General features: G+C 66.5%; 21 protein-coding genes, 1 pseudogene and 1 riboswitch. Of the genes and pseudogenes, 11 read left to right on the forward strand and 11 right to left on the reverse strand.

The annotated features are described in order from the left end of the window. Positions 1-54: 54 nt before the first annotated feature. A complete protein-coding gene (locus FIV34_RS07435) occupies positions 55-540 on the reverse strand; it encodes a RidA family protein (protein WP_139981154.1) in 486 nt (161 codons plus the stop codon). Next, positions 540-1,262 (reverse strand): SDR family NAD(P)-dependent oxidoreductase, encoded by a 723-nt coding sequence (locus FIV34_RS07440; protein WP_139981155.1) that lies wholly within the window; start codon positions 1,260-1,262, stop codon positions 540-542. Before FIV34_RS07440 ends, FIV34_RS07435 begins: the two co-directional genes overlap by 1 nt. Positions 1,263-1,380: 118 nt before the next feature. On the opposite strand from FIV34_RS07440, the gene FIV34_RS07445 reads away from it, so the two are divergent. After that, complete coding sequence (locus FIV34_RS07445) at positions 1,381-2,280, forward strand: LysR family transcriptional regulator (protein ID WP_139981156.1); 900 nt, start codon at positions 1,381-1,383, stop codon at positions 2,278-2,280. Between the two features lie 3 nt (positions 2,281-2,283). On the opposite strand, the gene FIV34_RS07450 is transcribed toward FIV34_RS07445, so the two are convergent. Beyond that, on the reverse strand, positions 2,284-2,478 hold the full coding sequence (locus FIV34_RS07450; RefSeq protein ID WP_139981157.1) for a hypothetical protein: 195 nt from the start codon (positions 2,476-2,478) through the stop codon (positions 2,284-2,286). Positions 2,479-2,703: 225 nt separating this feature from the next. Between FIV34_RS07450 and rclC the strand changes: the two are divergent. The 5 genes and pseudogenes from rclC to FIV34_RS07470 all read left to right on the forward strand — a co-directional run bounded on the left by rclC (position 2,704) and on the right by FIV34_RS07470 (position 8,240). Next, positions 2,704-3,276, forward strand: a pseudogene (rclC, locus tag FIV34_RS07455) (reactive chlorine resistance membrane protein RclC). A 244-nt stretch (positions 3,277-3,520) separates the two neighbouring features. Beyond that, on the forward strand, positions 3,521-3,892 hold the full coding sequence (locus FIV34_RS07460; RefSeq protein WP_139981158.1) for a lipid-A-disaccharide synthase N-terminal domain-containing protein: 372 nt from the start codon (positions 3,521-3,523) through the stop codon (positions 3,890-3,892). A gap of 168 nt (positions 3,893-4,060) precedes the next feature. Continuing rightward, positions 4,061-6,274 (forward strand): toll/interleukin-1 receptor domain-containing protein, encoded by a 2,214-nt coding sequence (locus FIV34_RS07465; RefSeq protein WP_139981159.1) that lies wholly within the window; start codon positions 4,061-4,063, stop codon positions 6,272-6,274. Between the two features lie 40 nt (positions 6,275-6,314). After that, positions 6,315-6,461, forward strand: coding sequence for a hypothetical protein (locus tag FIV34_RS20905; protein ID WP_170207532.1), 147 nt, complete (start codon positions 6,315-6,317; stop codon positions 6,459-6,461). 93 nt (positions 6,462-6,554) lie between these two features. Next, positions 6,555-8,240 (forward strand): hypothetical protein, encoded by a 1,686-nt coding sequence (locus tag FIV34_RS07470; protein ID WP_139981161.1) that lies wholly within the window; start codon positions 6,555-6,557, stop codon positions 8,238-8,240. 18 nt (positions 8,241-8,258) lie between these two features. On the opposite strand, the gene FIV34_RS07475 is transcribed toward FIV34_RS07470, so the two are convergent. From FIV34_RS07475 to FIV34_RS07485, 3 genes are read right to left on the reverse strand one after another with little or no spacing between them, the layout of a single operon-like run. Next, positions 8,259-8,660: a DoxX family protein gene (locus FIV34_RS07475; RefSeq protein ID WP_139981163.1), complete on the reverse strand. Its 402-nt coding sequence runs from the start codon at positions 8,658-8,660 to the stop codon at positions 8,259-8,261. After that, on the reverse strand, positions 8,657-9,058 hold the full coding sequence (locus tag FIV34_RS07480; RefSeq protein WP_139981165.1) for a nuclear transport factor 2 family protein: 402 nt from the start codon (positions 9,056-9,058) through the stop codon (positions 8,657-8,659). The genes FIV34_RS07475 and FIV34_RS07480 overlap by 4 nt, the downstream gene beginning before the upstream one ends. 52 nt (positions 9,059-9,110) lie before the next feature. After that, positions 9,111-10,232, reverse strand: a complete 1,122-nt coding sequence (locus FIV34_RS07485; protein WP_139981167.1) for an FAD-dependent monooxygenase — start codon at positions 10,230-10,232, stop codon at positions 9,111-9,113. Positions 10,233-10,381: 149 nt separating this feature from the next. Here FIV34_RS07485 and FIV34_RS07490 point away from each other — a divergent pair, with 149 nt between their 5' ends. Genes FIV34_RS07490 through FIV34_RS07510 form a run of 5 tightly spaced genes read left to right on the forward strand, consistent with a single transcriptional unit; the run spans position 10,382 to position 16,015 of the window. Continuing rightward, positions 10,382-11,215 (forward strand): SAM-dependent methyltransferase, encoded by an 834-nt coding sequence (locus FIV34_RS07490; RefSeq protein ID WP_139981170.1) that lies wholly within the window; start codon positions 10,382-10,384, stop codon positions 11,213-11,215. Positions 11,216-11,273: 58 nt separating this feature from the next. Then, entirely contained in the window at positions 11,274-11,594 is a 321-nt protein-coding gene (locus FIV34_RS07495) for a hypothetical protein (protein ID WP_139981172.1), read from the forward strand. A 38-nt stretch (positions 11,595-11,632) separates the two neighbouring features. Then, positions 11,633-13,378 carry a sensor domain-containing diguanylate cyclase gene (locus tag FIV34_RS07500; RefSeq protein WP_170207533.1) on the forward strand — a complete coding sequence of 582 codons (1,746 nt, stop codon included), beginning with the start codon at positions 11,633-11,635 and terminating at the stop codon, positions 13,376-13,378. A 34-nt stretch (positions 13,379-13,412) separates the two neighbouring features. Next, complete coding sequence (locus tag FIV34_RS07505) at positions 13,413-13,829, forward strand: heavy metal-responsive transcriptional regulator (protein ID WP_139981176.1); 417 nt, start codon at positions 13,413-13,415, stop codon at positions 13,827-13,829. Next, the gene (locus tag FIV34_RS07510; RefSeq protein WP_139981178.1) at positions 13,826-16,015 is read left to right on the forward strand and encodes a copper-transporting P-type ATPase; all 2,190 of its coding nucleotides are present in this window, start codon (positions 13,826-13,828) and stop codon (positions 16,013-16,015) included. The genes FIV34_RS07505 and FIV34_RS07510 overlap by 4 nt, the downstream gene beginning before the upstream one ends. Here FIV34_RS07510 and FIV34_RS07515 read toward each other — a convergent pair whose 3' ends face one another. The 5 genes from FIV34_RS07515 to FIV34_RS07535 all read right to left on the reverse strand — a co-directional run bounded on the left by FIV34_RS07515 (position 16,016) and on the right by FIV34_RS07535 (position 24,107). Next, on the reverse strand, positions 16,016-18,418 hold the full coding sequence (locus FIV34_RS07515; protein ID WP_246058775.1) for a GH92 family glycosyl hydrolase: 2,403 nt from the start codon (positions 18,416-18,418) through the stop codon (positions 16,016-16,018). A 107-nt stretch (positions 18,419-18,525) separates the two neighbouring features. Next, entirely contained in the window at positions 18,526-19,404 is an 879-nt protein-coding gene (locus FIV34_RS07520; RefSeq protein WP_139981182.1) for a bestrophin family protein, read from the reverse strand. Next, positions 19,401-20,066, reverse strand: a complete 666-nt coding sequence (locus FIV34_RS07525) for a carbonic anhydrase (protein WP_139981184.1) — start codon at positions 20,064-20,066, stop codon at positions 19,401-19,403. The genes FIV34_RS07520 and FIV34_RS07525 overlap by 4 nt, the downstream gene beginning before the upstream one ends. A gap of 128 nt (positions 20,067-20,194) precedes the next feature. Continuing rightward, positions 20,195-23,056 carry an aminomethyl-transferring glycine dehydrogenase gene (gene gcvP, locus FIV34_RS07530; RefSeq protein WP_139981186.1) on the reverse strand — a complete coding sequence of 954 codons (2,862 nt, stop codon included), beginning with the start codon at positions 23,054-23,056 and terminating at the stop codon, positions 20,195-20,197. A gap of 41 nt (positions 23,057-23,097) precedes the next feature. Beyond that, a riboswitch (glycine riboswitch) is annotated at positions 23,098-23,191 on the reverse strand. Positions 23,192-23,375: 184 nt separating this feature from the next. Continuing rightward, positions 23,376-24,107: an SDR family oxidoreductase gene (locus FIV34_RS07535; protein ID WP_139981188.1), complete on the reverse strand. Its 732-nt coding sequence runs from the start codon at positions 24,105-24,107 to the stop codon at positions 23,376-23,378. Positions 24,108-24,169: the final 62 nt, after the last annotated feature.

Consider the following 24,169-nt stretch of genomic DNA (forward strand, 5'->3'; position numbering starts at 1 on the left):
CTCCCTCGGCGTAACGGCGGGTGGCCGCAAAGCTTGAGGCCACCCGCAGGGCTGTCAGTCAGCGACTTCCAGCAGCACTTCCAGTTCTACCGGCACGCCCAGCGGAAGGCTGGCCATGCCGAGCACCACGCGCGGTGCCAGTTTGTCGTCACCGAACACCGCGGCCATCAGTTCCGATGCGCCATCGGCGATGGCCGGATGCTCGCGAAAATCACCGACGGTAGCGATGTAGATGCCCAGCTTCGCCACGGCGGTGACCCGGTCAAGCGAACCGAGGAACGCTTTCGCAGCAGCGAGGGCACTCAGCGCGGCCATCTCGGCGGCCTTGCGGCCCTCCGCCACGTTCAGTGCCTCGCCAACGCGTCCGAGCAGGGGCAGGTCGTGGCCCACGGCGGGGAGCATCCCGCTGAAGTAGACCATGTTGCCGACGCGCACCGCCTCGACGTACTTGCCGAAGGGCGACGGCGGCGGAGGCAGGGAAATGCCCAGCGCCACCAGCCGCGCCTCGGCGCCCGCCGCATTCGCCAGCGGGCCGCCCATCACCACTTACCCAGGTGGGCGCCGCCATCCACGCGGAGCGCTTCGCCGGTAACGCGCGGTGCTTCGGTGAGGAAGAGCACGGCGTCAGCTACTTCCTGCACGCTGGAGATGCCGTTGATCGGCGACAGCGTGGCGAGGACGTCCTTCGGGCCATTGGCGTGCATCGGCGTATCGACGATGCCCGGGCCGACGGTGTTCACGCGGATGCCCTGCTGCGCGTATTCCATCGCGAGGTTCAGCGACGCCGACTCGATGCCGCCCTTGGTGATCATCGCGACGGCTGCCGGAACGCCAGCAATCGGGTGGTCCGCCAGCGGCGAGGTGATGCTGGTGATGCTGCCGCCGGTGCCCTGGGCCAGGAGCTGCTTGATTACGCTCTGCGTCATGTAGACGAAGCCATCGAGGTTGATCGCCATCAGCTGGCGGTAATCGTCCTGCGTGGTCTCGGTAAACGGCTTGGCGATGAAGATGCCGGCGTTGTTGACCAGGCCGTCCACGGTGCCGAACGCCTTGACCGCGGCCTGCACGACAGCTTCGGCCGTGGCGGCGTCCGCCACGTCGCCGTCAACGCGCACGAGGCGGTCGGAGACGGGGAGCTCGGTGGACTGGCTTACCTTGCGGGACGTGGCGACCACGTTATAACCGCGGTCGAGGAAGGTTTTGACGATGCCGGCGCCGATGCCCTGCGAAGCGCCAGTGACGATGATGGTTTTAGCGTTCATGAGTGACTCCGATACGGTGAGAGGGGTGTCTTGCTGAGGGATATGCTCCGCCGATCGGCATTACTTGATTAGACGGGAAAATCTGGAATCTCTTTTCCATCTGTGCAAAAGTCCGCCCATGCTCGACCTCAACGACATCGCCGTCTTCGTCCGGGTGGCCCAGCTGGGCAGCTTCAGCCGCGCCGCGCAGGCGCTGGGCATGCCGGTCTCCACGGTAAGCCGGCGGGTCACGGCGCTGGAGGAGGAACTGGGGGCCACGCTGCTGCAGCGCTCCACGCGCAAACTCAGCCTGACGGCGCAGGGCAGGGCGTACTACGAGCAGTGCAGCGAGCCCCTGCATGAACTGCAGGACGCCGAGCGCGCGGTCACCCAGACGCAGAAGGCACCCGAAGGACTGCTGCGCGTTTCCGTGCCGGTCATCCTCGGCCAGGCGCCGTTCTTCGAGTTCGTATCCGATTTCATGCGAGCGTACCCGCGCATCCGCGTGGATCTGTACATCACCAACGCGTTCATCGATTTGATCGGTGAGAACCTGGACGTCGCGATTCGCTATGGCGATCTGCACGATTCCGCGCTGGTCGCGCGGCGGTTGGGCACCAGCGAGCGCTACATCGTCGCTACCCCGGGTTACCTCGAAGGCCGTCCAAAGCCTCGCATCCCCGCGGACCTGGCGAGCCACGAGTGCGTCATGATCAACGGCCGCAACAACGAAGCCGAATGGGTGCTGGTGAAGGGAAAGCAGTCCGAGCGCGTGCACATCAGCGGCCCGCTATCGAGTCGCGATTTCAATTCCGTGAGTTCGTTTGTCTATCGCGGCCATGGGATCGGCTTTCTGCCGTCGGCGTATTGCGATGAGAAGCTCGCCGCGGGCGAGCTGGTCCGGCTGCTGCCGGAATGGACGTCACCGGAGTTCCCGGTGCACGCCGTCTATCCCACCCGGCGCTTCACACCCCAACGACTGCAGGTATTCCTGGAGGCGTTGGTGGCATGGCAAAGCCCGTCGTGGCGACGGGCCTGACGCTTAGCGGCGGCGGCGCGGCTCGTCGCGCTTGATTACAATGCGTACCGGTCGCGGCTTGCGCATGAGCTTGATCCAGAAGGCCGCTTCGAAGAGCGCACCGGCGGCGAACAGGGAGATGGCGCCGGTGGCAAAACCCGCCACATAGAGGGTGGCTGCCAGGCCAAGGATCGCTGCGAGGATCATGTAACGCTTCATTGCTGCTCCCGTCGGGGCTGACTCGTGATAAGTCAGACGTGGGGCCAGCATGGCACGAAAGCCAGCCGGGCGGCTGAACATGCCGGAAAGGCGCTTCAGGGGCTCGCTGGCGGACCGTGAGACGATCGCGCCAGAAGTCGAGATGCCAGAGTCTTACCGTCTCGCCGGGGGCGGCGGAGCATAGGCACCAGCCGGGCAGCACTGCCCTCGAACCCTGGAGCTGACATGAATACCGCCTTCCGTTCCCTGTTGGAACGCTTCGTCCGCCTTGAATCGGTTGGACCGCACCTCATCCGCATCGCGATCGCCCTGGTCTTCATCTGGATCGGCGCGCTGAAGTTTGTGCCCTATGAAGCCGACAGCATCACGCCGTTTGTCGCGAACAGCCCGGTGATGTCGTTCTTCTACGACCACCCGCAGGAATACAAACCGCACCTTACACACGAAGGCCAGCTGGTTCCCGAGTAGCGGGCGTGGCAGGAGCAGAACAACACGTACGGCTTCTCCCGCGGGCTGGGCATGGTTGAGCTGACGATCGCGTTCCTCGTCCTGTCGTTCCCGTTCTCGCGCAAGCTCGGCTTGTTGGGCGCTTTCCTTGCCTTCGGTACGACCGTCGTCACGCTGTCGTTCCTGGTCACGACGCCGGAGGCATGGGTTCCCGCGTTGGGCGATGCGCAGCATGGCTTCCCGTACCTTTCCGGTGCCGGCCGCCTGGTGCTGAAGGACACCCTGATGATGGCCGGTGCGTGGGTCATCGGCGTGGACGCGGCCAAACGGCTGCTTGCCGAGAAGCGCTAAACCGTCCCCCGCGTCGACGTGTCTCCCTCCACGTCGACGCAGGCGGCGGCGCGATCCGCGGCCAGGCCATGGATCCCTCAGGGTGCTGCATGGGTTTGGAAGGCCAGGCACGTCGCTACCTGGCTTCCTCGGTAACGATGCCGGTCCGCAGGCTGCGAACGCTAGTCGGTCAAAAGGCATACGTGGAACTTCGGTAACTCGTTCTTCAACCGATGGTTGGATCACTTGAACAGCGAGGCGTGGCGTGCGATCGATCACGCGCCATCAGCATGACTCGGCTCAGAAAGCGAAAACCATGCACAGCGAATCTTTCCTTCAACATTACCTGGCGCCCGTCGCACCCTGGTTGTACGTCGATTCCAGTATGTGGACCGGCGTCGGTCTTGCGGGCGGCTTTCTTTTCAGTAGCCGATTCATCATTCAGTGGATTCACTCGGAACGTAAGGGATGCATCGTGGTGCCCCCTGCGTTCTGGCACCTCAGCTTTTGGGGAAGCCTGATCTCACTTTTCTATGCGGTTCATCTCGACAAGCTGCCCATCATCCTCAGTTACGCGTTTCTCCCCGCGCTTTACGGGAGGAATCTCTGGCTCCTGAAGTCGGGGCGTGCCCGATAGCCCATGGCTCGTTATTTCGCCCGGGTGTAATACCGCATAGTGTGATGTACATCACGTTTTTTGGTGCTAGCGTAAGATCTCGCGTGTCCGGCCGGGCCGGGCAGGCGCGTGCCTTGTCCCAAGGGGGTGGATGGGGTGTCCTCGGCTTATGTCGTGGGGAGAGCACGCGTGGTTGCGCATGGGACGACGGCGGCGGGGTATCGCTATCGCGCCTTCATCAGCTACAGCCACCGGGATAAAGCCTGGGCGGCGTGGCTTCACCGTGCGCTCGAAACCTACGCCATCCCGCGTCGCCTTGTCGGGCGCGTGACCGACTTCGGTGCCGTGCCCGCGCGGCTGGTGCCGATCTTCCGTGACAGCGACGAACTCGCCACGGCCCGTGACCTCGGCCAGAAAGTGGCCGAAGCCCTGGAGCAATCCGCCTGCCTGCTGGTCATCTGCTCGCCGGACGCCGCGATCTCGCGCTGGGTTGACGAAGAGGTACGAACCTACCAACGCCTCGGCGGCGCCGAGCGCATTTTCTGCCTCGTCGTCGCCGGAGAGCCGAACGCCAGCCGTATCGCCGGGCGGGGTGCGGAGGAATGTTTCCCGCCAGCGCTGCGCCAGCGCTACGACGCGGAAGGGAACCTCACCAACGTCGCCATCGAGCCTTTGGCGGCCGACGTTCGCCCGGGCGGTGATGGCAAGGCCGACGCGCGCATCAAGCTGATTGCCGGCATGCTCGGGCTCGACCTCGATGCGCTCAAACGACGCGACCTGCAACGTCGCGCACGACGGGCGATGGCCTTGTCGGCCGTGGCGGTCGCGATGATGCTCGTGACCACCTTCCTTGCCATCAACGCCACGCTCGCGCGTCGCGAAGCGGTGGCCGCGAGCGAGGTGGCCGAGCGCCGGCAAAAGGATGCCGAAGACCTGGTGGCCTTCATGCTCGGCGACCTCAACGACAAGCTGGCCGAGGTGTCTCGCCTCGACATCATGGAAGCCGTGGACGACCGCGCCATGGCGTATTTCCAGGCCCAGCCCACCCACGAAGTGAGCGACCGTGCGTTGCTGCAGCGAGCCACCGCGCTGGAGAAGATCGGCAGTGTTCGCCTGGACCAGGGCCGGCTTGACGCGGCGCTCGCCTCGTACGACGCCGCGCGCACCGTCGCGGCGCGGCTGGCCACGGAACAGCCCGGCGACACAGCGCGACAGGTACTGCTCGCCGAAACCCTGTCCTTCATCGGCATGGTGCACTGGCGACTGGGTCGTCTCGACGAGGCCCAGCGCAGTTTTGCCGACGCGCAGTCCGTGCTCGATCGGGCGGAGCCCGCGGCTGCCGGCGATCGCGAGCTGCATTTCCAACAGGCCATGCTCGACAACAATATGGGACGCGTGCTGGAAGCGCGCGGCAGCCTGGACGATGCAGGCAAGCAATACCGCAGCATGCTCGAGCGCATGCAGCACCTCACCGCCGCTGAACCGGATAACGCCGACTGGGCTGAATGGCTCGGCTCGGCGTACGTCAACCTGGGCAAGCTGGCCCTCATGCGCGGCGAACTCGCCGCGGCCATCGCCCATTTCGCCGCCGACGAGGCCATCCAGGCAAAGCGTTATCGCGACGACCCCAAGGACGTGAACCGGCGTGATGCCTTGCTTACTGTGCACGCCATCCTTGGTCGCACGCAGGCGCTCGCTGGTGACGTAAAGGCGGGTACCGATCGTCTCCAGCAGGCGGTGGACATGGCCGTGGCGCTCGTTCCGGTGGATCCGACCAACACCGATGCGCAGGAGCATGTCGCGTTGTTCGCCACGCAGCTGGCGCGCCTGCGCCGCCTTACCGGCGAGACCGCAGCTGCGCGCGCGATGCTCGACAAGGCCTTGCCGATCTTCGCCTCGCTGCAAAAAAAGGACGCACGCAATGCAGGCTGGCAGCGCGAATACGCCGAAGCGCGGACGGAAGAGTCCAGCCAGCTGGCCCTGCGCGGCGATGGCATCGCGGCGCTCGCGGCGGCGGACGACGCGATGCGCACGCTCGCACCGCTGCGCTCGGCGCAGCCGGACGACCGTTCCACGCTGCTGGCGATGCTCGGTGCGCGCCTTGCAGCGGCCGACGTCACGGTCGACAGCAAAGAGGCGCGAGGCCTTCGCGAAACGGTGCTGCATGAAGCGGGCACCGTGAAAAGCGGGCAGGGCGATCCTCGTCTCGTCGCGCTGCAGGTCGACGCGCTGTTGTCGCTGGGTCGGCGCAGCGACGCCGAACCCGCCATCCGCCAGCTGTGGACCGCGGGCTATCGCGACATCGCCCTCGTCCAGCGCCTGCGTCGCAACACCATCGAGTATCCCGTCAACGAGGCTTTCCAGCGCGAGCTGGTGGCAGCGACGGCGGGAGGTAGCCGGTAGCAGGGCCGTGTGTGATCCACCACCGCAGTGGGAGAACGACATGAGCAACAACGGTAGTGACAATCCGTCCGACGACGACCGCCAGGACTTCCGCGATAACAACCAGGAAGGCGCGGATACGCCGGCGCAGCCGTTAAAGGATGCGACAGCCGCGGCGACGAAGAAGTCGGGCATCAAGCCAAGCTGATTGCGCTGGCGCGTTTCGGCAGGCGTCCCGGGGGATCGCAGGGCCCCCGTGGCGTTGTGCATCCCGGCGTCCCACCTCACTGGAGCACCTTCCATGATCCCTCTTGTTGTGGGTGTCACCAGCCACCGGGACATCGCCGCCGGCGATCTCGAGGCCGTACGCCAGAAGGTGCGAGCCTTCTTCGCCCAGCTCCGCGAGGCCTACCCGGACCTGCCGCTGCTGCTCCTGTCCGCGCTGGCCGAAGGAGGCGACCAGCTCGTGGCGGAGGAGGCGCTGGCCATCGGTGCGCGGCTGGTCGCGCCGCTGCCACTTCCGCCAGACCTTTACGTGGATGACTTCGACGACGTCGGCGTGCGCGCCACCTTCGAATCCCTCAGCAAGCGCGCGGAAGTCGTCCTGCTTCCACGGCTGATGGAAATGCCCCGCCACGTGGTCGGAGCCCCGGGCGCCGCGCGCGATCGCCAGTACGCCAAGGCCGGCGTCTACATCGCGAGCCACTGCCACGTGCTGCTGGCCTTGTGGGACGGCAACGAAGCCAACGGCGTCGGCGGCACGGCGCAGATCGTCCATTACCACCTGACCGGCAGCCTCCCGGGCCCGGCCCTGCACCACAAGCGGATCCGCCACATCCTTGCCGGGGGTGACGAGAGCCTGCTCTATCACGTGGTCTGTCCACGCGCGGGTGAACCGGTGGCCGACGGGTTGCAGGCCTTTACGTCCGGCTGGCGCAGCGTGGACGACATGTCGTTCCAGCACACGCTGCCGGCGGATTTCCAGCTGATGTTCGAGCGCATGGCCGAGTTCAACGATGACGCGGCACGCCACGCCGACGAGATCAGTGCTGCGCCGCGGGGCCTGCACGGCAGCCCCTGCGGTGCCACCGCCACCATCGAGAAGGTGTTCCATGAAGCGGACTGGCTGGCGGTGCACTTCCGGCGGCGCGTGGTGATGGCCTTGCGCGCCACGTACACGGTGGCGGCATTGATGGGTATCGCGTTTACCTTCTACGCGCACCTGCCAGGCAACAACTCGCTCATCTACGGCTTCCTCTTCCTGTTCGCCACCGGCGGCTTCGTGGCGATGATGGCCGGGCGGCGCGGCTGGCATCGCAAGTACCTGGACTACCGCGCTTTGGCCGAAGGGCTCCGCATCCAGTCGTGCTGGCGCCGAGCCGGCATCGCCGTGAACGCGGACCATGAGTTCGCCCACGACAACTTCCTGCAGAAGCAGAACATCGAGCTTGGCTGGATCCGTAACGTCATGCGTGCCGCCAGCCTTTATCCCTCGACGCACCCGGAAGAGCCGGATGAGGCCAGCCTGCACGAGGTGATCGCGGAATGGGTGGGCAACTCAGGGCAGTCCGGGCAGCTGCACTACTACGAAACCAAGACGGCCGAGCGCAAGGGCTTCCACCACATCACCGAAACCGTGGGCCGGGTGAGCCTTTGGGGTGGCATCGCCATCAGCGTGTTCCTCGCGGTGTTCGCCCTGCGCCTGCACGAGGAAACCAAGGTCACGCTGGTCACCCTGATGGCCGTGCTCTCCATCGTGGCGGCCGTGCGCGAGGCCTATGCGTACCGCAAGGCCGACCGCGAACTGATGCGGCAGTATTTCTTCATGCAACGGATTTTCACCACGGCCCGCGCCGCACTCGACGGCACGCATGAACCGGCACAGCAACGCGCCATCCTGCTGGCGCTCGGTGAAGCCGCGCTCACCGAACACGCCGAGTGGACCCTGATGCAGCGGGAACGACAGGTGGAGCACAGCAAGCTTTGACGACCCCGCCGTGGCGCCTTATGCCCGGCGTGTGCGCAGTCCATCCAGGCTCCACGCGCCGGCACCCCAGATCGCGAACTGGACGAGGCCGCCCGCGATCGAAAGGTTTTTCAGGAAGTGGACCTGCTGGTTCGGGTCGTTGAAATGGGCGTGGAAGGTAAAGGCCGTGGCGAGGGTGAACAAGGCCATGAGGGCCGCCACCCATTTTGTCTTGAAGCCCAGGAGTAACAGCGTTCCGAGCCCAAGCTCCACGGCGACGGCCGCGAGGTAGGCAAGGTCGGGCAGGGGAAGGCCGGCGGAGACAATGTAGGCCTTCGTCGCCCCCGGCGCGGCCACCTTGCCGATGCCCGAGACGATAAACAGGCTGCACATCAGGACGCGCCCGATCAGTGAGAACAGGGGAAGGCGGTCGTGATTCATCGCAGTGGTTCTCCATCGCGTGTACGTTCAACCCACTCGGCGCGCCAGTCGGGCGCGTCGAAGGGGTCGGAAAAGTATTGGGTTTCGTGCACGACCTTGCCGTCGCGGAAGGTCATGATGCTGACGGTGTAGGCCTGCTTGCCCTCGTAGTGGATCATGTACTCGGTCACCCACACCGCGCCTTCGCCGGTGATACGCCGCACCGTGAAACCCGACGGCTTGCCAGGGTGGTGGCCGCGCAGCGCCTGCAGGTTCCTCCGGCCATGGATCACCTCGCCGGACTGCGGGTACTCACAGATCGCATCGTCGTGGTAGATGGCGTGTTCCGCCAGCAGGTCGCCTGCGGCGGAGGCGGCCCAGTGGTGGTCGAGGGCGGCGCGGATGGCCTTGTCGTTCATCCGACCGTTTTTAGCGGGCATCGCGCCCCCGGTCTTGGAAACGCTTGCGCCGTCAGAGCGCCGGGAGCAGGTCGGTCAGGTCGATGCCGTTCTTGGCGCGGGTCATGACGTCGTCGGGCGTCGGGCCGACACGGGTGAGGTCCACCATGTCCTGGTTGAGCGCGACATAGGGGCGCATGCGTTCTTCGTAGCCGTGCAACGCCGCGTCGAGGTTGCCACCGCTCGTGGCCAGTGCGCGCCCAAGGACGAAGGCGCCGACCAGGGCCAGGCTGGTGCCCTGGCCGGAAAACGGTGATGCACAGTGGGCGGCATCGCCGGCGAGGACGACGCGTCCCTTCGACCACGCCGGCATGCGAATCTGCGCCAGCTCGTTGTAGTAGAACTCCGGCGTCTCCTGTGACACGGCGAACAGGGCTGGGAAGAGACCGCCCAGGTGAGCACCATGGGCGGCTACCTGTTCGCGCTGGGCGGCGACGTCGCCACGCGGCAGGGTGGTGCCGTTCGTGGCGAAGCCCACGCCGACACGCAGTTCCTTCTTGTCCAGGCTCGGGTAGATGATGACCCCGACGCCATTGGCGCGATGGCCCAGCTGCCAGTCGATGAGGTTCATGTCGTTGGGTGCGGTGAACAGGGCGAGCACCATGCCGAGCGATTTCACGACGGTGCTTTCGTTGTCGAACACAACGCGGCGCGTCTTCGAATACACACCGTCGGCGCCCACGACGAGATCAAAGGCGCGCGCGCCGCCGTTTTCGAAGGTCACCCCCACGGAGGCGCCGCTGTCGTCGATCGTGCGGATACTGTCGCCATAGCGCATCTCGACGCCGTGGCCGAGGGCGCCGATCAACAGCCCGCACAGGTCATCCCGGAAGATCTCGATGTCGTCGCTGTCCAGCCGGCCCGCGCTGAAGGTGCGTTCCGTGGTCCGGCTGACTTCCGCGCCGTTGGCATCCAGCATGGCCATGCCTTTCAGCTGCGTGCGCAGCCCGCGAGCCTGCTCCAGGAGGCCCATGGCCCTGGCGACATCGAGCGCCACGCCACGGATATCCACGGCCTGGCCACCGCGGCGGAAGGCGGGCGTCCGTTCAACGAGGGTGACGTGGATCCCCGCGCGATCCAGCCAGTAGGCGAGGGCGAGGCCGGCCACGCCGGCACCTGAGATGAGCACGTCCATGGGGAGTCCTTTGAGGGAGGGCCGGGAGTCTTATCTTGTCATCGTCAGGCTGGCTTGGCGCGGCCCCTGGCCCGGCGTAAGGGCTGGTGTCCTTGTCGAGGCCACCGGGCGCCGCTATCGTGGTGCGGACGACACCGGGGGAACGGGGTATGCAGCGCGAAAATGAAGCCCGGCGCGGCAGTATCGCCTGCGTCGGCATGGGTATGACCCTGGGTTCGCACCTGACGCCGCTGGCACGTAGCCATATCGAGACCGCCGACGTCGTGTTCGCGGCCCTTTCCGACCACGTGGTGCAGCTGTGGCTGGAACGGATGAACCCGGACGTGCGCAGCCTGCAGCCGTATTACCGGCCGGGCAAGTCGCGGATGAAGACGTATCGCGAATGGGTTGGCGTCATGATGGCCGAGGTCCGTGCGGGCAAACGTGTCTGCGCCGTTTTTTATGGCCATCCCGGCATCTTCGCCTGGTCGCCGCACAAGGTGATCGAGCTGGCTCGCGCCGAAGGCTACCCGGCGCACATGGAGCCCGGCATTTCCGCCGAAGACTGCCTGTACGCCGACCTGGGCATTGATCCGGGTCGTGTCGGTTGCCAGCACCTGGAGGCGAGCCAGCTGCTCTTCTTTGAGCGCAAGCTCGATACGCTCGGCCACGTCATCCTGTGGCAGCTCGGTGTGGTCGGCGATCGTTCGCTCGGCCGTTTCCGGACGCCCGATGCCTACCGGGAACTGCTGACGGAGCGTTTGCTGGAGGACTATCCGGCCGACCACCCCGTGGCGCTCTATCGCGCGCCGACACTGCCGATCCATGCACCGCACATCCAGCGCGTTGCGCTACGTGATTTTACCAAGGCCGAGTACACCGGGCAGGAGACGCTGGTGCTTCCGCCCGCCCACGCCCTGACGCCGAATGCCATCTGGCGCGCGCGGCTTGATGCGCTGGATGCCGTGCATGGCACGGGCGCCGAGCCGGCGGTACCGGCCTGACCACCTAAAGAAATGGCGCGGCTTGCCGCTAAAGCCAGATCGGGATACGGGGAAAACGATGCGCGATACCGTAGATTTACTGGAGGCCATCGGCCGTGACGCCACCCTGCGGCACGCGTCTGCTGACGAACTGGCACGCGCCCTCGACGCCGCCGGTGCCTCCCCTGGGCTACGCGAGCTCGCGGCCCACGGCGACAGCACGAAGCTGACGGAAGAGCTGGGCCTGCAACATATGCACGTTGAGCATATGAGCCAGACGGGCGGGCACGAGGGTGACGGCCACGACGACCATCACCATCACCATCCGGACGACGATGGCGACGGCAAGAAGGACGAGCCGAAGACGCCTGACGATCCCGACGACGCGCCGCCGACCTGACGACATAGCGCAGGATGGCCTCCCGTCGACGTCGCAGCATGCGTGCCTGGCCGGTCCTGGTGGGGATCGCGCTGTGGACGCAGGCTGCCTGCGGCCAGGCCGACGGCGACCGCGTGGCCAAGCTGGACGCGATCCGCACCACCCAGCACGCGCGTTTCGTTGAACAGCTGGACGCGCTGCACCGTGATGTCGACACCCTCAGCGCGCCCGACAAGCGTTACCTGCGTTTCCTCGATGGCTGGGAAGCCAACTACGAAGGTCGCTATCCGGATGCCGAGGGAATCTTCCGCGACGTGATCGCCTCGACGGAGGATGATGCGCTGGGAACGCGCGCGACAGCGTCGCTCATGAACAACCTGAATCAGCAGGGCAGGTACGCGGAAGCGTATGCCATGGCCACACGCGCCGGTGATGCGTTGCCCGGCGTGACCGATCCGCTGGCGCGCTTCGTGCTGCTGGCCAACCTGTCGCAGATGCTCACGTTTGCCGGCCAGCCCGAAGCAGGGCTGGACTATGCCGAGCAGATGCTGAAGGCGACGCCCGCCGGCCAGTCGCCGTGCCAGGCGATGGTGCAGAAGGTGACGGCCCTGGAAGGTGCCCGCCGGCTGACGTCGCACAGCGCCGAGCTTCTGCAGACGATCGAAAGCTGCAGCGCGGACAAGCAACCGATTTTTGCCGACACCATGTCGCTCATCCTGGTCGATCGCCTGCTTGAGGAGGGCAAGCTTGACGATGCCCGGGCCGCCATCGATCGCCTTGCGCCCGTGGTCCAGGCCAGCCAGTACTACCCCCACCTGATTGACCTTGCCGCCCAGCGAGCCCGGCTTTTCGACCTGCAGGGCAATGTCGCGGAAGCGCGCAAGGCCGCGCTCGCCACCATCGCCATTGGCCACGCCGGGGATGTGAACGAGGCGCTGCGCTTTGCGTACCGGATCCTGTATGCGATTGAGAAGAAACAGGGCGACACGGCCAGCGCACTGGATGCCTACGAGCACTACGTGATCCAGGACCAGGGCTACCTGCGTGACGCGAATGTCCGCAACGCGGCCTATGAGGCGGCACGCGAACACTTCCATGCGGAGAAGCTCGAATCCGAAGGGCTAAGCAAGGAAAACCACATCCTGCGCCTGCAGAAGGCGCTGGACAGCAAGGCGGTGGAGACCAGCCGGCTGTACATCACGGTGATGGCGCTGGCGTTGCTGTCCATCGTGTTCTGGCTGGTGCGCACCAAGCGCTCGCAGTTGCGCTTCAAGTGGCTCTCGTCCTGCGATGGCCTCACCGGCATCTACCATCACCAGCACTTCATGAGCGAAGCGGAGCGCGAGCTGCGCCTGCTGGAAAAGCGCTCCGGTGATAGCTGCCTGGTGTTCCTGGACCTGGACCATTTCAAGCAGGTCAACGATACCCATGGCCACGCGGTGGGCGATGCGGTGCTGAAGCACGCGGTGGCCATCTTCAAGGGCCAGCTGCGCACCGCCGACCTGCTCGGTCGTCTTGGCGGGGAAGAGTTCGGCATGCTGCTGATGGACACGCCACGACTGCAGGGCAGCGTCGTCGCCGAGCGCATCCGCGTGGCGCTCGCCGGCGCACCGCTGGTGATCGACGGCGCAGTGGTCTCGTTCTCGGTCAGCATCGGGCTGGCCTGCACGGACATCACCGGCTACGACCTGCCACGCCTGTGCCGCGCCGCGGACGCCGCGCTGTACCGGGCCAAGCACATGGGCCGTAACCGGGTCATCCTGGACGGCGACGGCTTTGATTCGGCGAGCCTGCACCGGGCTTGACTCTTGACCTCGCTCAAGGGTCTAGACTTGGCCCATGACGACTCAAACCTCCCTGACCATCGGCCGCATCGCGCAGAGCGCGGGCGTCGCCATCGACACCATCCGGTTCTACGAGCGGGAAGGGCTGTTGCCCGAGCCGCGCCGGCGGCCCTCGGGCTACCGGGAATACGATGCCTCGGCCGTCTCGCGGCTGCGCTTCATCCGCCGCGCCAAGGACCTGGGCTTCACCCTGGATGAGATTCGTGAGCTTCTGGCGCTGTCGGCCGACCGCCACGGCGGCGTCGAAGGCGTACGCGAGCGTGCCGCCGCGCGGCTGAAGGCGATTGACGACCGGATTGCGGAGCTGCAGCGCGTCCGCGATGGGCTGGCCGAGCTCGTGGATGCCTGCCCGGGGCATGGTTCCCCCGACGATTGCCCGATCCTGAAGGCCCTGGCGGAGCCGCTCGCATGAGCCACGCATGCTGCTCGCACGGCGCGGCCGCCGAGGCCTCGCCCGTGGTGACACCCGTGCCGCCGATGCCCGCCGGCACCGTCTACACCTGCCCGATGCATCCGGAGATCCGTCAGGAGGGCCCCGGCTCATGCCCGAAGTGCGGCATGGCGCTGGAACCGGCGATGCCGTCACTGGACGAGGACGATGGCGAAGTGGAAGCGATGGCGCGCCGCTTCGGCCTGCTGCTGGCGCTGACGCTGCCTGTTTTCGTCGTCGCGATGGGCCCGCACCTGTTCGGCTGGATGTGGCCCTCACCATGGGATGCCGTCGCCCGCTGGGGCGAGGCGCTGCTCGCTTCGGTCGTGGTGCTGTGGGGCGGTGCGCCGTTCTTCGCCCGTGGCTGGCGCTCGCTGAAGCCGTGGTCCCCCAACATGTACACGCTGATCGCGCTGGGCACCGGCGTGGCGTGGCTATACAGCGTGGTGGCGCTGCTGCTGCCGCAGGCGTTCCCGCCGTCAATGCGAAACATGCACGGCCAGGTAGACGTCTATTTCGAATCCGCGGCCGTGATCGTCACGCTGGTGACGCTGGGCGACTTCCTCGAACTGCGGGCGCGTCGGCGCACGGGTGCGGCGCTGCGTGGCCTGCTTGGCCTGGTACCGAAGACCGCGCGCCGCGTGGGCGCCGATGGCCGTGAAGACGATATGCCGCTCGACCAGTTGCACGTGGGCGACCACCTGCGCGTGCGTCCCGGTGAAAAGGTCCCCGCCGACGGCACGGTGATCGACGGCGAAAGCCACGTCGACGAAGCGATGCTCACGGGCGAAGCCACGCCCGTGGCCAAGCGCGCGCACGACCGCCTCACCGGCGGCACCCAGAACCAGCACGGTGCGCTGACCATGCGCGTGGACCACGTGGGCGCCGATACCGTGCTCTCGCGCATCGTCATGATGGTGGCGGAAGCCCAGCGCTCGCGCGCTCCGTCGCAGCGGATCGCCGACAAGGTGGCCGCGTGGTTCGTCCCAGGCGTGGTGCTGGTCGCTGCACTGGCCTTCGTGGCGTGGTGGTCGTTCGGCCCGCAGCCGGTGTTCGCGCATGCGCTGGTCGCGGCGGTGTCCGTGCTGATCATCGCGTGCCCCTGCGCCCTGGGCCTGGCGACGCCGATGTCGATCATGGTGGCCAGTGGCCGCGGTGCACAGGCGGGTGTGTTGTTCCGCGATGCCGCCGCGATCGAAACGCTGCGTGATATCGACACCCTGGTCTTCGACAAGACGGGCACGCTCACCGAGGGCAAGCCCGCGCTGGCGGACGTGCGCACGTTCGGCCGTGAGCGTGCCGAGGTCCTCGCGTATGCCGCCGCCGTGGAGCGGCCCAGCGAACATCCGCTCGCCGCCGCCATCGTCGCCGCGGCCGAGACCGAAGGCCTTGCCATCCCGCCGGTGGCCGGCTTCCGCGTCATGGTCGGACGGGGCGTGGCGGGGCGCGTTGATGGCCACGATGTCGCCGTCGGCAACGGCCGCCTGATGGAAGACGAACGCGTCGACGCCGCGGCTGGACGCGACGTCGCGGAGAAGTGGCGCGCGAAAGGCGCCACCGCCATGTACGTCGCCATCGACGGCCGCCTCGCCGCGACGCTGTCGCTGGCCGACCCGGTGAAGGCATCGACCCGTCCCGCGCTGGATGCCCTGCACGAGGCAGGCGTGCACCTGGTGATGTTGACGGGCGATAACGCCGCGACGGCCAAGGCTGTCGCGGCCAGCCTGCCCATCGACGACGTGCACGCAGGTGCCTCGCCGGAGGACAAGGCGAATATCGTGGCCCAGCTGAAAGCCGAAGGGCGCAAGGTGGCGATGGCAGGCGATGGCGTCAACGATGCGCCGGCGCTGGCGAAAGCCGACATCGGCATCGGCATGGGCAATGGCAGCGATATCGCCATCGAGAGCGCGTCGGTCACCCTGCTGAAAGGCGACCTCGCCGGCATCGCGCGGGCAAGGTCGCTCTCGGCGGCCACAGTGAAGAACATCCGCCAGAACCTGTTCTTCGCGTTCGTCTACAACGCGGTCGGCGTGCCGCTGGCCGCCGGCGCGCTGTATCCGGTGCTGGGCCTCACTCTGTCACCGATGGTGGCAGCGCTGGCGATGAGCCTGAGTTCGGTTTCGGTGGTAGGCAACGCCTTGCGCCTGCGCACCGAAACCATCACCTGATCATTTGCTGTCAAACGACGGCGGGGCGTCCTTCACCTTGCTGGCCCATGCCTTGTTCGGCTTGTCGGAGAGGTCGAACTCGAGCGTGCCACCCTTCGTGGCGAAGGATTCCGGCAGCCACGAGCGCTCGCTCACCTTGCCGTCCACCTTCAGCGCGTTGACGTACGGCTTGCCGGCGCCGGCATTCGGCGCAAGGATCGTCACGTCGCCGCCTTCGCGATGGATGACCGCCCTGGTGAAGATCGGGCTGCCCACGATGAACTCGGCGCGGCCCGGGATGTTCGGGTAGATGCCCAGCGCGGCGAACACGTACCACGAGGACATTTCGCCCAGGTCATCGTTACCCGGGATGCCATTCGGCGCGTTCACCCAGAGCGTGTCGAGCACGCGGCGCACGAGTTCCTGGGTCTTCCACGGCATGCCGGCGTAGTTGTACAGCCACGGGCCACCGATGGACGGCTCGTTGTCCAGCTCCGCATGCAACGGGCCCGACTTGGTGACCGCGAACTTCCCATCCGGCTGGTAGAAGTAGTTGTCCAGACGCTTGCGGGCCTTCTCCATGCCGCCCATCGCTTCAAACAGGCCGTGCACGTTGAACGGCACCATCCACACGTATTGCGCGGCACTGCCTTCCACAAAGCCGTCTTCGGTCGACGGGACGAAGGCGTGGGCCTCCTTGTCGTCGTCATCCTTCACCTGGGCCCAGCTGCCATCGGCGTTGCGGTTGCGGATGTAGCCACCGTCCGGTGCGGCCTTCGGGTCGAACAGGTTGCGCCAGTACTGGGCGCGATCGAGGAAACGTGCTGCCGTGGGCTTGTCGCCGAGGCGATCGGACAGGGCGCTCAGCGCAAACTCCGCGGCCACCAGTTCCAGCGTATCGGCGGCGGGGCCCCACGACGGTGCGCCCACGGGTACGTAGTGCAGCTTCAGCCACTGGTCCAGGCCAGGGCGCTGGCCGACGCACTCCACCGGGCAGCCGTCCATCGAGGTATCCAGCGCGGTCGGGTGATCGGCGGCGTGGATCAGCGAGGCCAGGGCACCCTTCACATCGAAGTCGTGACCGCCGAAGGCATAAATGCCAGCGATCGACGGCGCGGCCGGATCACCGTTCATGACGTGCGTGGCGCCGTTGTTATGCGTCCAGCGGTCCCACACGCCCTTGTTCTGCTGCGCCTGGTTATACAGACTCTGCGCGATATCGCTACCGATCTTCGGCTCCAGCCAGGTCAGCAGCGGCAGCTGCGAACGGTACACGTCCCAGCCGGAGAAGTTCGCGTACTGCGCCTTCTGCGTGCCGCTAACCGTGTGCACCTGGTTGTCGAAGCCGGTGTACTGGCCGTTCACGTCGCTGTAGACGTTCGGCGTCATCGACGCGTGGTACAGCGCGGTGTAGAACACCGTCTGCTGGTCGGGCGTGCCGCCTTGCACCTCGATATGCGAGAGCTGCTTGTTCCATGCAGCGACGGCCTTGTCGCGCACGCTGTCGAACGTGCTGCCCTTCGGCACTTCCGCGTCGAGGTTGGCCTGCGCGTTCGCCGCGCTGACGTACGAGATGCCGACACGCACGTTCACTTCCTTCGTGCCCGGCGCGAAACCTACCCAGCCGCCGGAGCCAGTGCCTTCCTTCGGGAAACCCTTCTCGCCGTAGCCGGTGCCGCCTTCGCTCTTCGTGCCGCCCTTGCTGACCGTGCCATCCTTCCAGGTGCCGGTGCTGGCAAACGGCTGGTCGAACTCGATGACGTAGTGCACGGTGTAGTAGCTGCGGCGGTCGGCTTCATTGATGTAGCCGCAGAAGTTGCCGCTGGTCACTTCACCGCTGATGCGATGGTTGGCCTTGTCGATCGCCACCGACGCTTTCTCGGAACCGACTTCCGAATCCGAGGCGCGGACCAGCACGTTCACCGGCTTGCCGGCAGGGAAGGCGAAACGGCCGGCGCCGCTGTGCAGCGCGGCGGTAAGGTCGGCGGTGACGCCGTTCTCCAGCGTGACCTGGTAGTGGCCGGCCTTCGTCTTTTCCTTGGCATGGCTGAACTTCGACGCATAGGCGTGGCGGTAATCGCTGCTCGGCGACGTGGTCACGTCTTCCGTTATGGGCATCACCGGTACATCGCCCGACCCACCGGCGCAGCCCCAGCCTTCGACATTGGTGAAGGCGAAACCACGGATCGCGTCAGCGCGGTATTCGTAGCCACCGGGCGCGGCGATCGGCGATTTCTTGCCCGGTAGCGGCGAGGCTTCCGGGGTGAACTGGAACATGCCGAACGGCACCACGGCGCCGGGGAAGACATTGCCCCCGTTGGTGGTGCCGATCAGCGGATTGACGAGATCCGCAGGCGTGGAGGTCGCGCCGGCCAGGGCGGGGATAAGGGCGGCGGCAAGAGCGATCGGCTGGAACGCGCGCAAGGGGATACCTCCACAAAAACGGGATTTGTATCGATTGAAATGCACTGGCGAACGGGTGTCGCGTGCCATGGGTCATGCGTGCAGTGCAGCATGGCGGCGCGGGGCGCCTAGAGCAGGATGCCGTCGTCGGCCTGGAGGGGCGTGAGGCCGTGGGCTTCGCCAAGCATGTCGCGCAGGTCGATCTCGATGGCGCGGGTCAGCGTGCTCATGGGCACGTCGTCGTCCATGTTCTCGAACGGGTTCTGCATGTCGTTGCCGATCTGCAGCAGCGCGAGGAACAGGAAGCCGGCCACCGTGGAACCCAGGGGCGTCCACAGGCCGAGGGTCTCGACGAGGCTTACCGGCAGCAACAGGCAGAAGCCGTGCGTGAAGATGGCCGGGTAGGTGGCGTACTGCTGCGGCAGTGGCGTGTTCTTGATGCGCTCCATGCCGCCCTGGGCATTGGAGATATCCGCCATGGTGCGCGCGAAACCGGGCATCAGCACCGCCTCGGGCCTGGCCGCGGCGATCAGTTCGGCCGTGTGGCTGTGGATGGCGTTCGGCACGTTGAGCACGCCGCGAAGCCGGTCCAGCTCATCCGCGGGGAGGCGGCCCGCCAGGTCGTCCCACGGCGCCTGCCGGCGCAGGTGCAGGCGAAGCGCATGCACGTAGGCGATCTGCCGGTGGATCACCACGACGGCCTGCTCGCGCAACGGCAGCATCGCCAGCGCCTCGCGGGCGAGGCTGCGCGAGGTGTTCACCATGGCGCCCCACAGGGTGCGTGCCTCCCACCAGCGGGCGTAGCTGGTGGTGTTCCGGAAGCTCAGGTACACCGCGATGGCCGAGCCGAGCAGGGTGATCGGCAGGGCCGGGAACTCGGCCGTCCAGCGTGGGTGGCCGTAATACCAGAACGCGGTCACCGCCACGTCCCACGCAAACAGCAGGGCCAGCGGCCTGCCGACGTAACGCAGGATGTGGCCGATATGCGCGCGTCCCGGAAGGATCACGCCTTGTGCTCGCGCTGGATCGCCTCCGCGAGCGGGATGAAGGTATCGGTCGTCTGGTCCAGCACCGAGACGGTGCCGTCGCCAATGCCGTACACCCAGCCCTGCAGGGTGATGGCCTTGTTGGCCAGCGCGGCGGTCACCGCCGGGTGCGTGCGCAGGTGCGCCAGCTGCAGGCGCACGTTTTCCTGGGTCACCGCCTGGAGCAGCTCGGGGCCCTCGACCTTGCGGGCGAACACGGCGCTCTTCGCCGCGGCGGCGTTACGCAGCCAGGCCTCGACCGTGGGCAGGCTCTTGGTGGAATCGGGGTTGAGCAGGCCCTTCATGGCGCCGCAGTCGCTATGGCCGCAGATGACCACGTGGCGAACATGCAGGACGGCGACGGCAAATTCGACCACAGCGGACACGCCGCCGAGCATCTCGCCGTAGCCCGGCACGATGTTGCCGATGTTGCGGCAGACGAACAGGTCGCCCGGCTGGGTCTGGGTGATCATCTCCGGCACCACGCGGGAATCCGCGCAGGTGATGAAGAGGGTATGCGGGCTCTGGCCTTCGGCCAGTTCGCTGAACAGTTCCTGGGTCTCGGGGAAGACGTTGGCGCTGAAATCTTCGACGCCCCGGAGCAGGCCAAGCAGGCTGTCGTCGCGTGGGGTTTCCTGGGTCATGGGCTTGCCTTGGAAAAGTGCGCCGCGCAGGAGGGGCGGCAGCCAGGTTTCCAGTTTAAGACAAACCTCAGCCCAGCGGATTCGCCCGGGTATGGAGGGGGCGAATCCGCGGGACCGGGCCGGGGTCCTTAGACCTCGGCATCTTCCTTGTAGGCGTCGATCGGGATGCAGGCACACATCACGTTCTTGTCGCCGTAGACGTTGTCCACGCGGGACACCGGCGGCCAGTACTTGCTGAGCTTGAGCGACGGCAGCGGGAAGGCCGCCAGTTCACGCGGGTAGGCGTGGGTCCACTCGCTGCCCGTCACCATGGTCGCGGTGTGCGGGGCATTGCGCAGCGGATTGTCCTCGCGGTCCAGGCGGCCATCTTCCACGGCGCGGATTTCGTCGCGGATCTGGATCATGGCGTCGATGAAGCGGTCCAGCTCGTGCTGCGATTCGCTTTCCGTCGGCTCGACCATCAGCGTGCCGGCCACCGGGAACGACAGGGTCGGGGCGTGGAAGCCGAAGTCGATCAGGCGCTTGGCGACGTCTTCGGCGCCAACGCCGGTGGCGTCCTTGAGCGGGCGCAGGTCGAGGATGCACTCATGGGCCACCAGGCCGTTACGGCCCGTGTACAGCGTCTTGTAGTGCGGGGCGAGGCGCTTTGCGATGTAGTTGGCGTTGAGTAGGGCCACCTGGGTCGCCTTGCGCAGACCTTCGGTACCCATCAGCGTGATGTACATCCACGAGATCGGCAGGATCGAGGCCGAACCAAACGACGCGGCGCTGACCATGCCGACGTCACCTTCGCCGCCGAACGTGCGCGGCAGGAACGGGGCCAGGTGCGACTTGACCGCGCACGGGCCGACGCCCGGGCCGCCACCGCCGTGGGGGATGCAGAAGGTCTTGTGCAGGTTGAGGTGGGAAACGTCCGAACCCCACTTGCCCGGCTTGGCCACGCCGACCAGCGCGTTCATGTTCGCGCCGTCGGTGTACACCTGGCCGCCGTGCTTGTGCACGATCTCGCAGATGGCCACCACGTCTTCCTCGAACACGCCGTGCGTAGAGGGGTAGGTGATCATGATGGCGGCGAGGCGGTCCGAATACTTCTCGGCCATCTCACGGATGTGCTCGACGTCGACGTTGCCATTGGCGTCGCAGCGCGTGACCACCACCTGCATGCCGCACATCTGTGCCGAGGCCGGGTTCGTGCCGTGGGCCGATTCCGGGATCAGGCAGATGTCGCGGTGGCCTTCGTTGCGCGAGCGGTGGTACGCGCGGATGGCGAGCAGGCCGGCGTATTCACCCTGGGCGCCGGAGTTCGGCTGCAGGCTGACGGCGTCGTAGCCGGTGCACTCCACCAGCATGGCTTCCAGCTCGTCGATCAGCTGCTTGTAGCCCTGCGCCTGGCTGGCCGGGGCCAGCGGGTGGATGTTGGCGAACTCCGGCCACGTCACCGGGATCATCTCGGCGGTGGCGTTGAGCTTCATGGTGCACGAGCCCAGCGGGATCATCGTACGGTCGAGCGCGAGGTCCTTGTCGGCGAGGCCACGCAGGTAGCGCAGCAGCTCGTGCTCGCTGTGGTGCGTGTTGAACACCGGGTGCTGCAGGAAGTCGACATCGCGGACGAGGGCCTTCGGCAGGGCATCGTGCACCTCGGCGTCGATCGCATCGATGTCCACGCTGGCGCCGAACACGCCCGCCAGCGCGACGATGTCGGCGCGCGTGGTGGTTTCGTCGAGGCTGATGCCGACGCTGCCGGCATCGATGGCGCGCAGGTTGATGCTGGCGGCGGCTGCCTTCGCATGGAGCGCCTTCGCATCCACGCCGGTGACATGCAGCGTGTCGAAGAAGTCATCGCCCACGGCCACGCCGGCGCGACGCAGCGCGACGGTGAGGATGGTGGCCATGCGATGCACGCGGCGAGCGATGCGGACCAGGCCTTCCGGCCCGTGGTACACGGCGTACATGCTGGCCATGACGGCAAGCAGCACCTGCGCGGTACAGATGTTGGAGGTGGCCTTCTCGCGGCGGATGTGCTGCTCGCGGGTCTGCAGCGTGAGGCGGTAGGCCGGCTTGCCTTCGGTGTCGATCGACACACCGATCAGGCGGCCCGGCATGGAGCGCTTGTAGGCGTCGCGGCAGGCCAGGTAGGCGGCATGCGGGCCACCGAAACCGTAGGGCACGCCAAAGCGCTGCGTGTTGCCCACGACGATGTCCGCGCCCCAGCTGCCCGGCGAAGCGATCACCGTCAGCGCGAGCAGGTCGGTCGCCACGCAGACGATGCCGCCGCGGGCGTGCGTCGCATCGGCGATGGCCTGGTAGTTGTTGATGCGGCCAAAGGTGTTCGGGTACTGCAGCAGCACGCCGAAGCTGTCGACGCTGCCGGCGTCGGCGTCATCGCCCACGTGCACTTCGATGTCCACGCCGTCGGCGCGGGTGCGCAACACTTCGATGGTCTGCGGGTGCACGTCCTTCGACACGAAGAACACCTTCGACTTCGACTTGGCCGAGCGCTTGGCCAGCGTCATCGCTTCGGCGGCCGCGGTGGCCTCGTCCAGCAGCGACGCATTGGAAATGTCCATCCCGGTCAGGTCGGTGACCATGGTCTGGAAGTTGATCAGCGCCTCCATGCGGCCCTGCGAGATCTCCGCCTGGTACGGCGTATACGCCGTGTACCACGCCGGGTTCTCAAGCACGTTGCGCAGGATGACGTTGGGGGTCAGGGTGCCGTAGTAGCCCTGGCCGATGAAGCTGCGGAACACCTGGTTGCGGTCGGCCACCTTGCGGATCTTGGCCAGCGCCTCTTCCTCGGTCACCGCCCTGGGCAGGGCGAGCGGGGCGGGCGACTTGATCGAGCCGGGGACGATCGCGTCGGTCAGCGCGTCGAGCGAGCCGTGGCCGACGACGGTGAGCATCTCGGCGATTTCGGCGTCATTCGGGCCGATGTGGCGCTCGATGAACGCGCCGTGGTTCTCGAGATCGCGCAGCGAGGGGGAGGTTTTCATGGCGTAGGGGCGTCCGGAAATACGTGCCGTGCCGGCACGTGGGGCGCCCCTCTGTCCTTTTGCCTGAGAGTTTGGGGGCATGAACCCCTTGCACCTTCGGCGCCGGATTGAACCGGTCTCTCCAGAGTGTTTTCTCGCGCGGTGGTATGGGGGCCTGAGCGATTACGGGCGTTGCGCCTTCGGCAGCGGGTCCATCCGCTTCTCCCACCGTACGGTAAGTCGCCGATTATACAGGGCCGGGGCGGGGGATGAAGCCTTTCCGTCCCGGCCTTTGCGCCGCCCTAAGTCGTTGTTTTGTGACGACAGCGCCCGGGAGGCATTACCAGGGCTGGGGGCCATCCTTGTTCGTGAAGGTGGCCGTGCCGCCATCGCCGGCCAGCAGGGCGAGCCGGACGATTTCCTCCGCGCCTTCCTCCACCGACTGGTGCCCGCTGTTGCCGTTGAGGTCCGTGGCCGTGTAGCCCGGGTCGACGGTGTGCACCTGGATGCCGCTCTCCCTGAGCTCGCCGGCGAGGATCACGGTGAACATGTTCAGCGCGGCCTTGGAGGCGTTATAGCCAATGAGCTTCACCGCCGCGTAGTCCCACTCAGGGTCCGCGTTGAGGGTGATGGAGCCGAGGCCGCTGGAGACATTGATGACGCGCCCCGCCTGCGATTTCTGTACCAGCGGAAGGAGTGCCTGGGTGGCGGCGACGGTGCCAAAGTAATTCGTATCGAAGGTACGCCGCACGGCGTCCAGGTCCGCGCTGCTGGTCGGGCCGTCGCCCTGGAGGAACACACCGGCGTTATTGATGAGGACATCGATCCGGCCTTCCTTCGCCGCGATATCGGCGGCAGCCGTGGCCAGGGAGGCGCTGTCAGAGAGGTCGAGGGGAATGAAACGTACGTCGAAGCCCTCGCCGCGGAGGGCATCCGCCGCCGCCTGGCCGCGGCCGGCGTCGCGGGCACCCAGCAGCACGCGGTGCCCGGCGCGGCCCAGCTGGCGGGCGACTTCAAGGCCAATGCCCTTGTTGGCACCGGTGACGAGGGAGATACGTTGTGGCTGAGTCATGGCGATTCCTCGTTGAATAAGTAATGGGTAGCCCCATGACTAGATCTGGGAACTCTCTTTCG

Origin of the sequence: Luteibacter pinisoli (assembly GCF_006385595.1) — a bacterium.
GTDB lineage: Bacteria > Pseudomonadota > Gammaproteobacteria > Xanthomonadales > Rhodanobacteraceae > Luteibacter > Luteibacter pinisoli.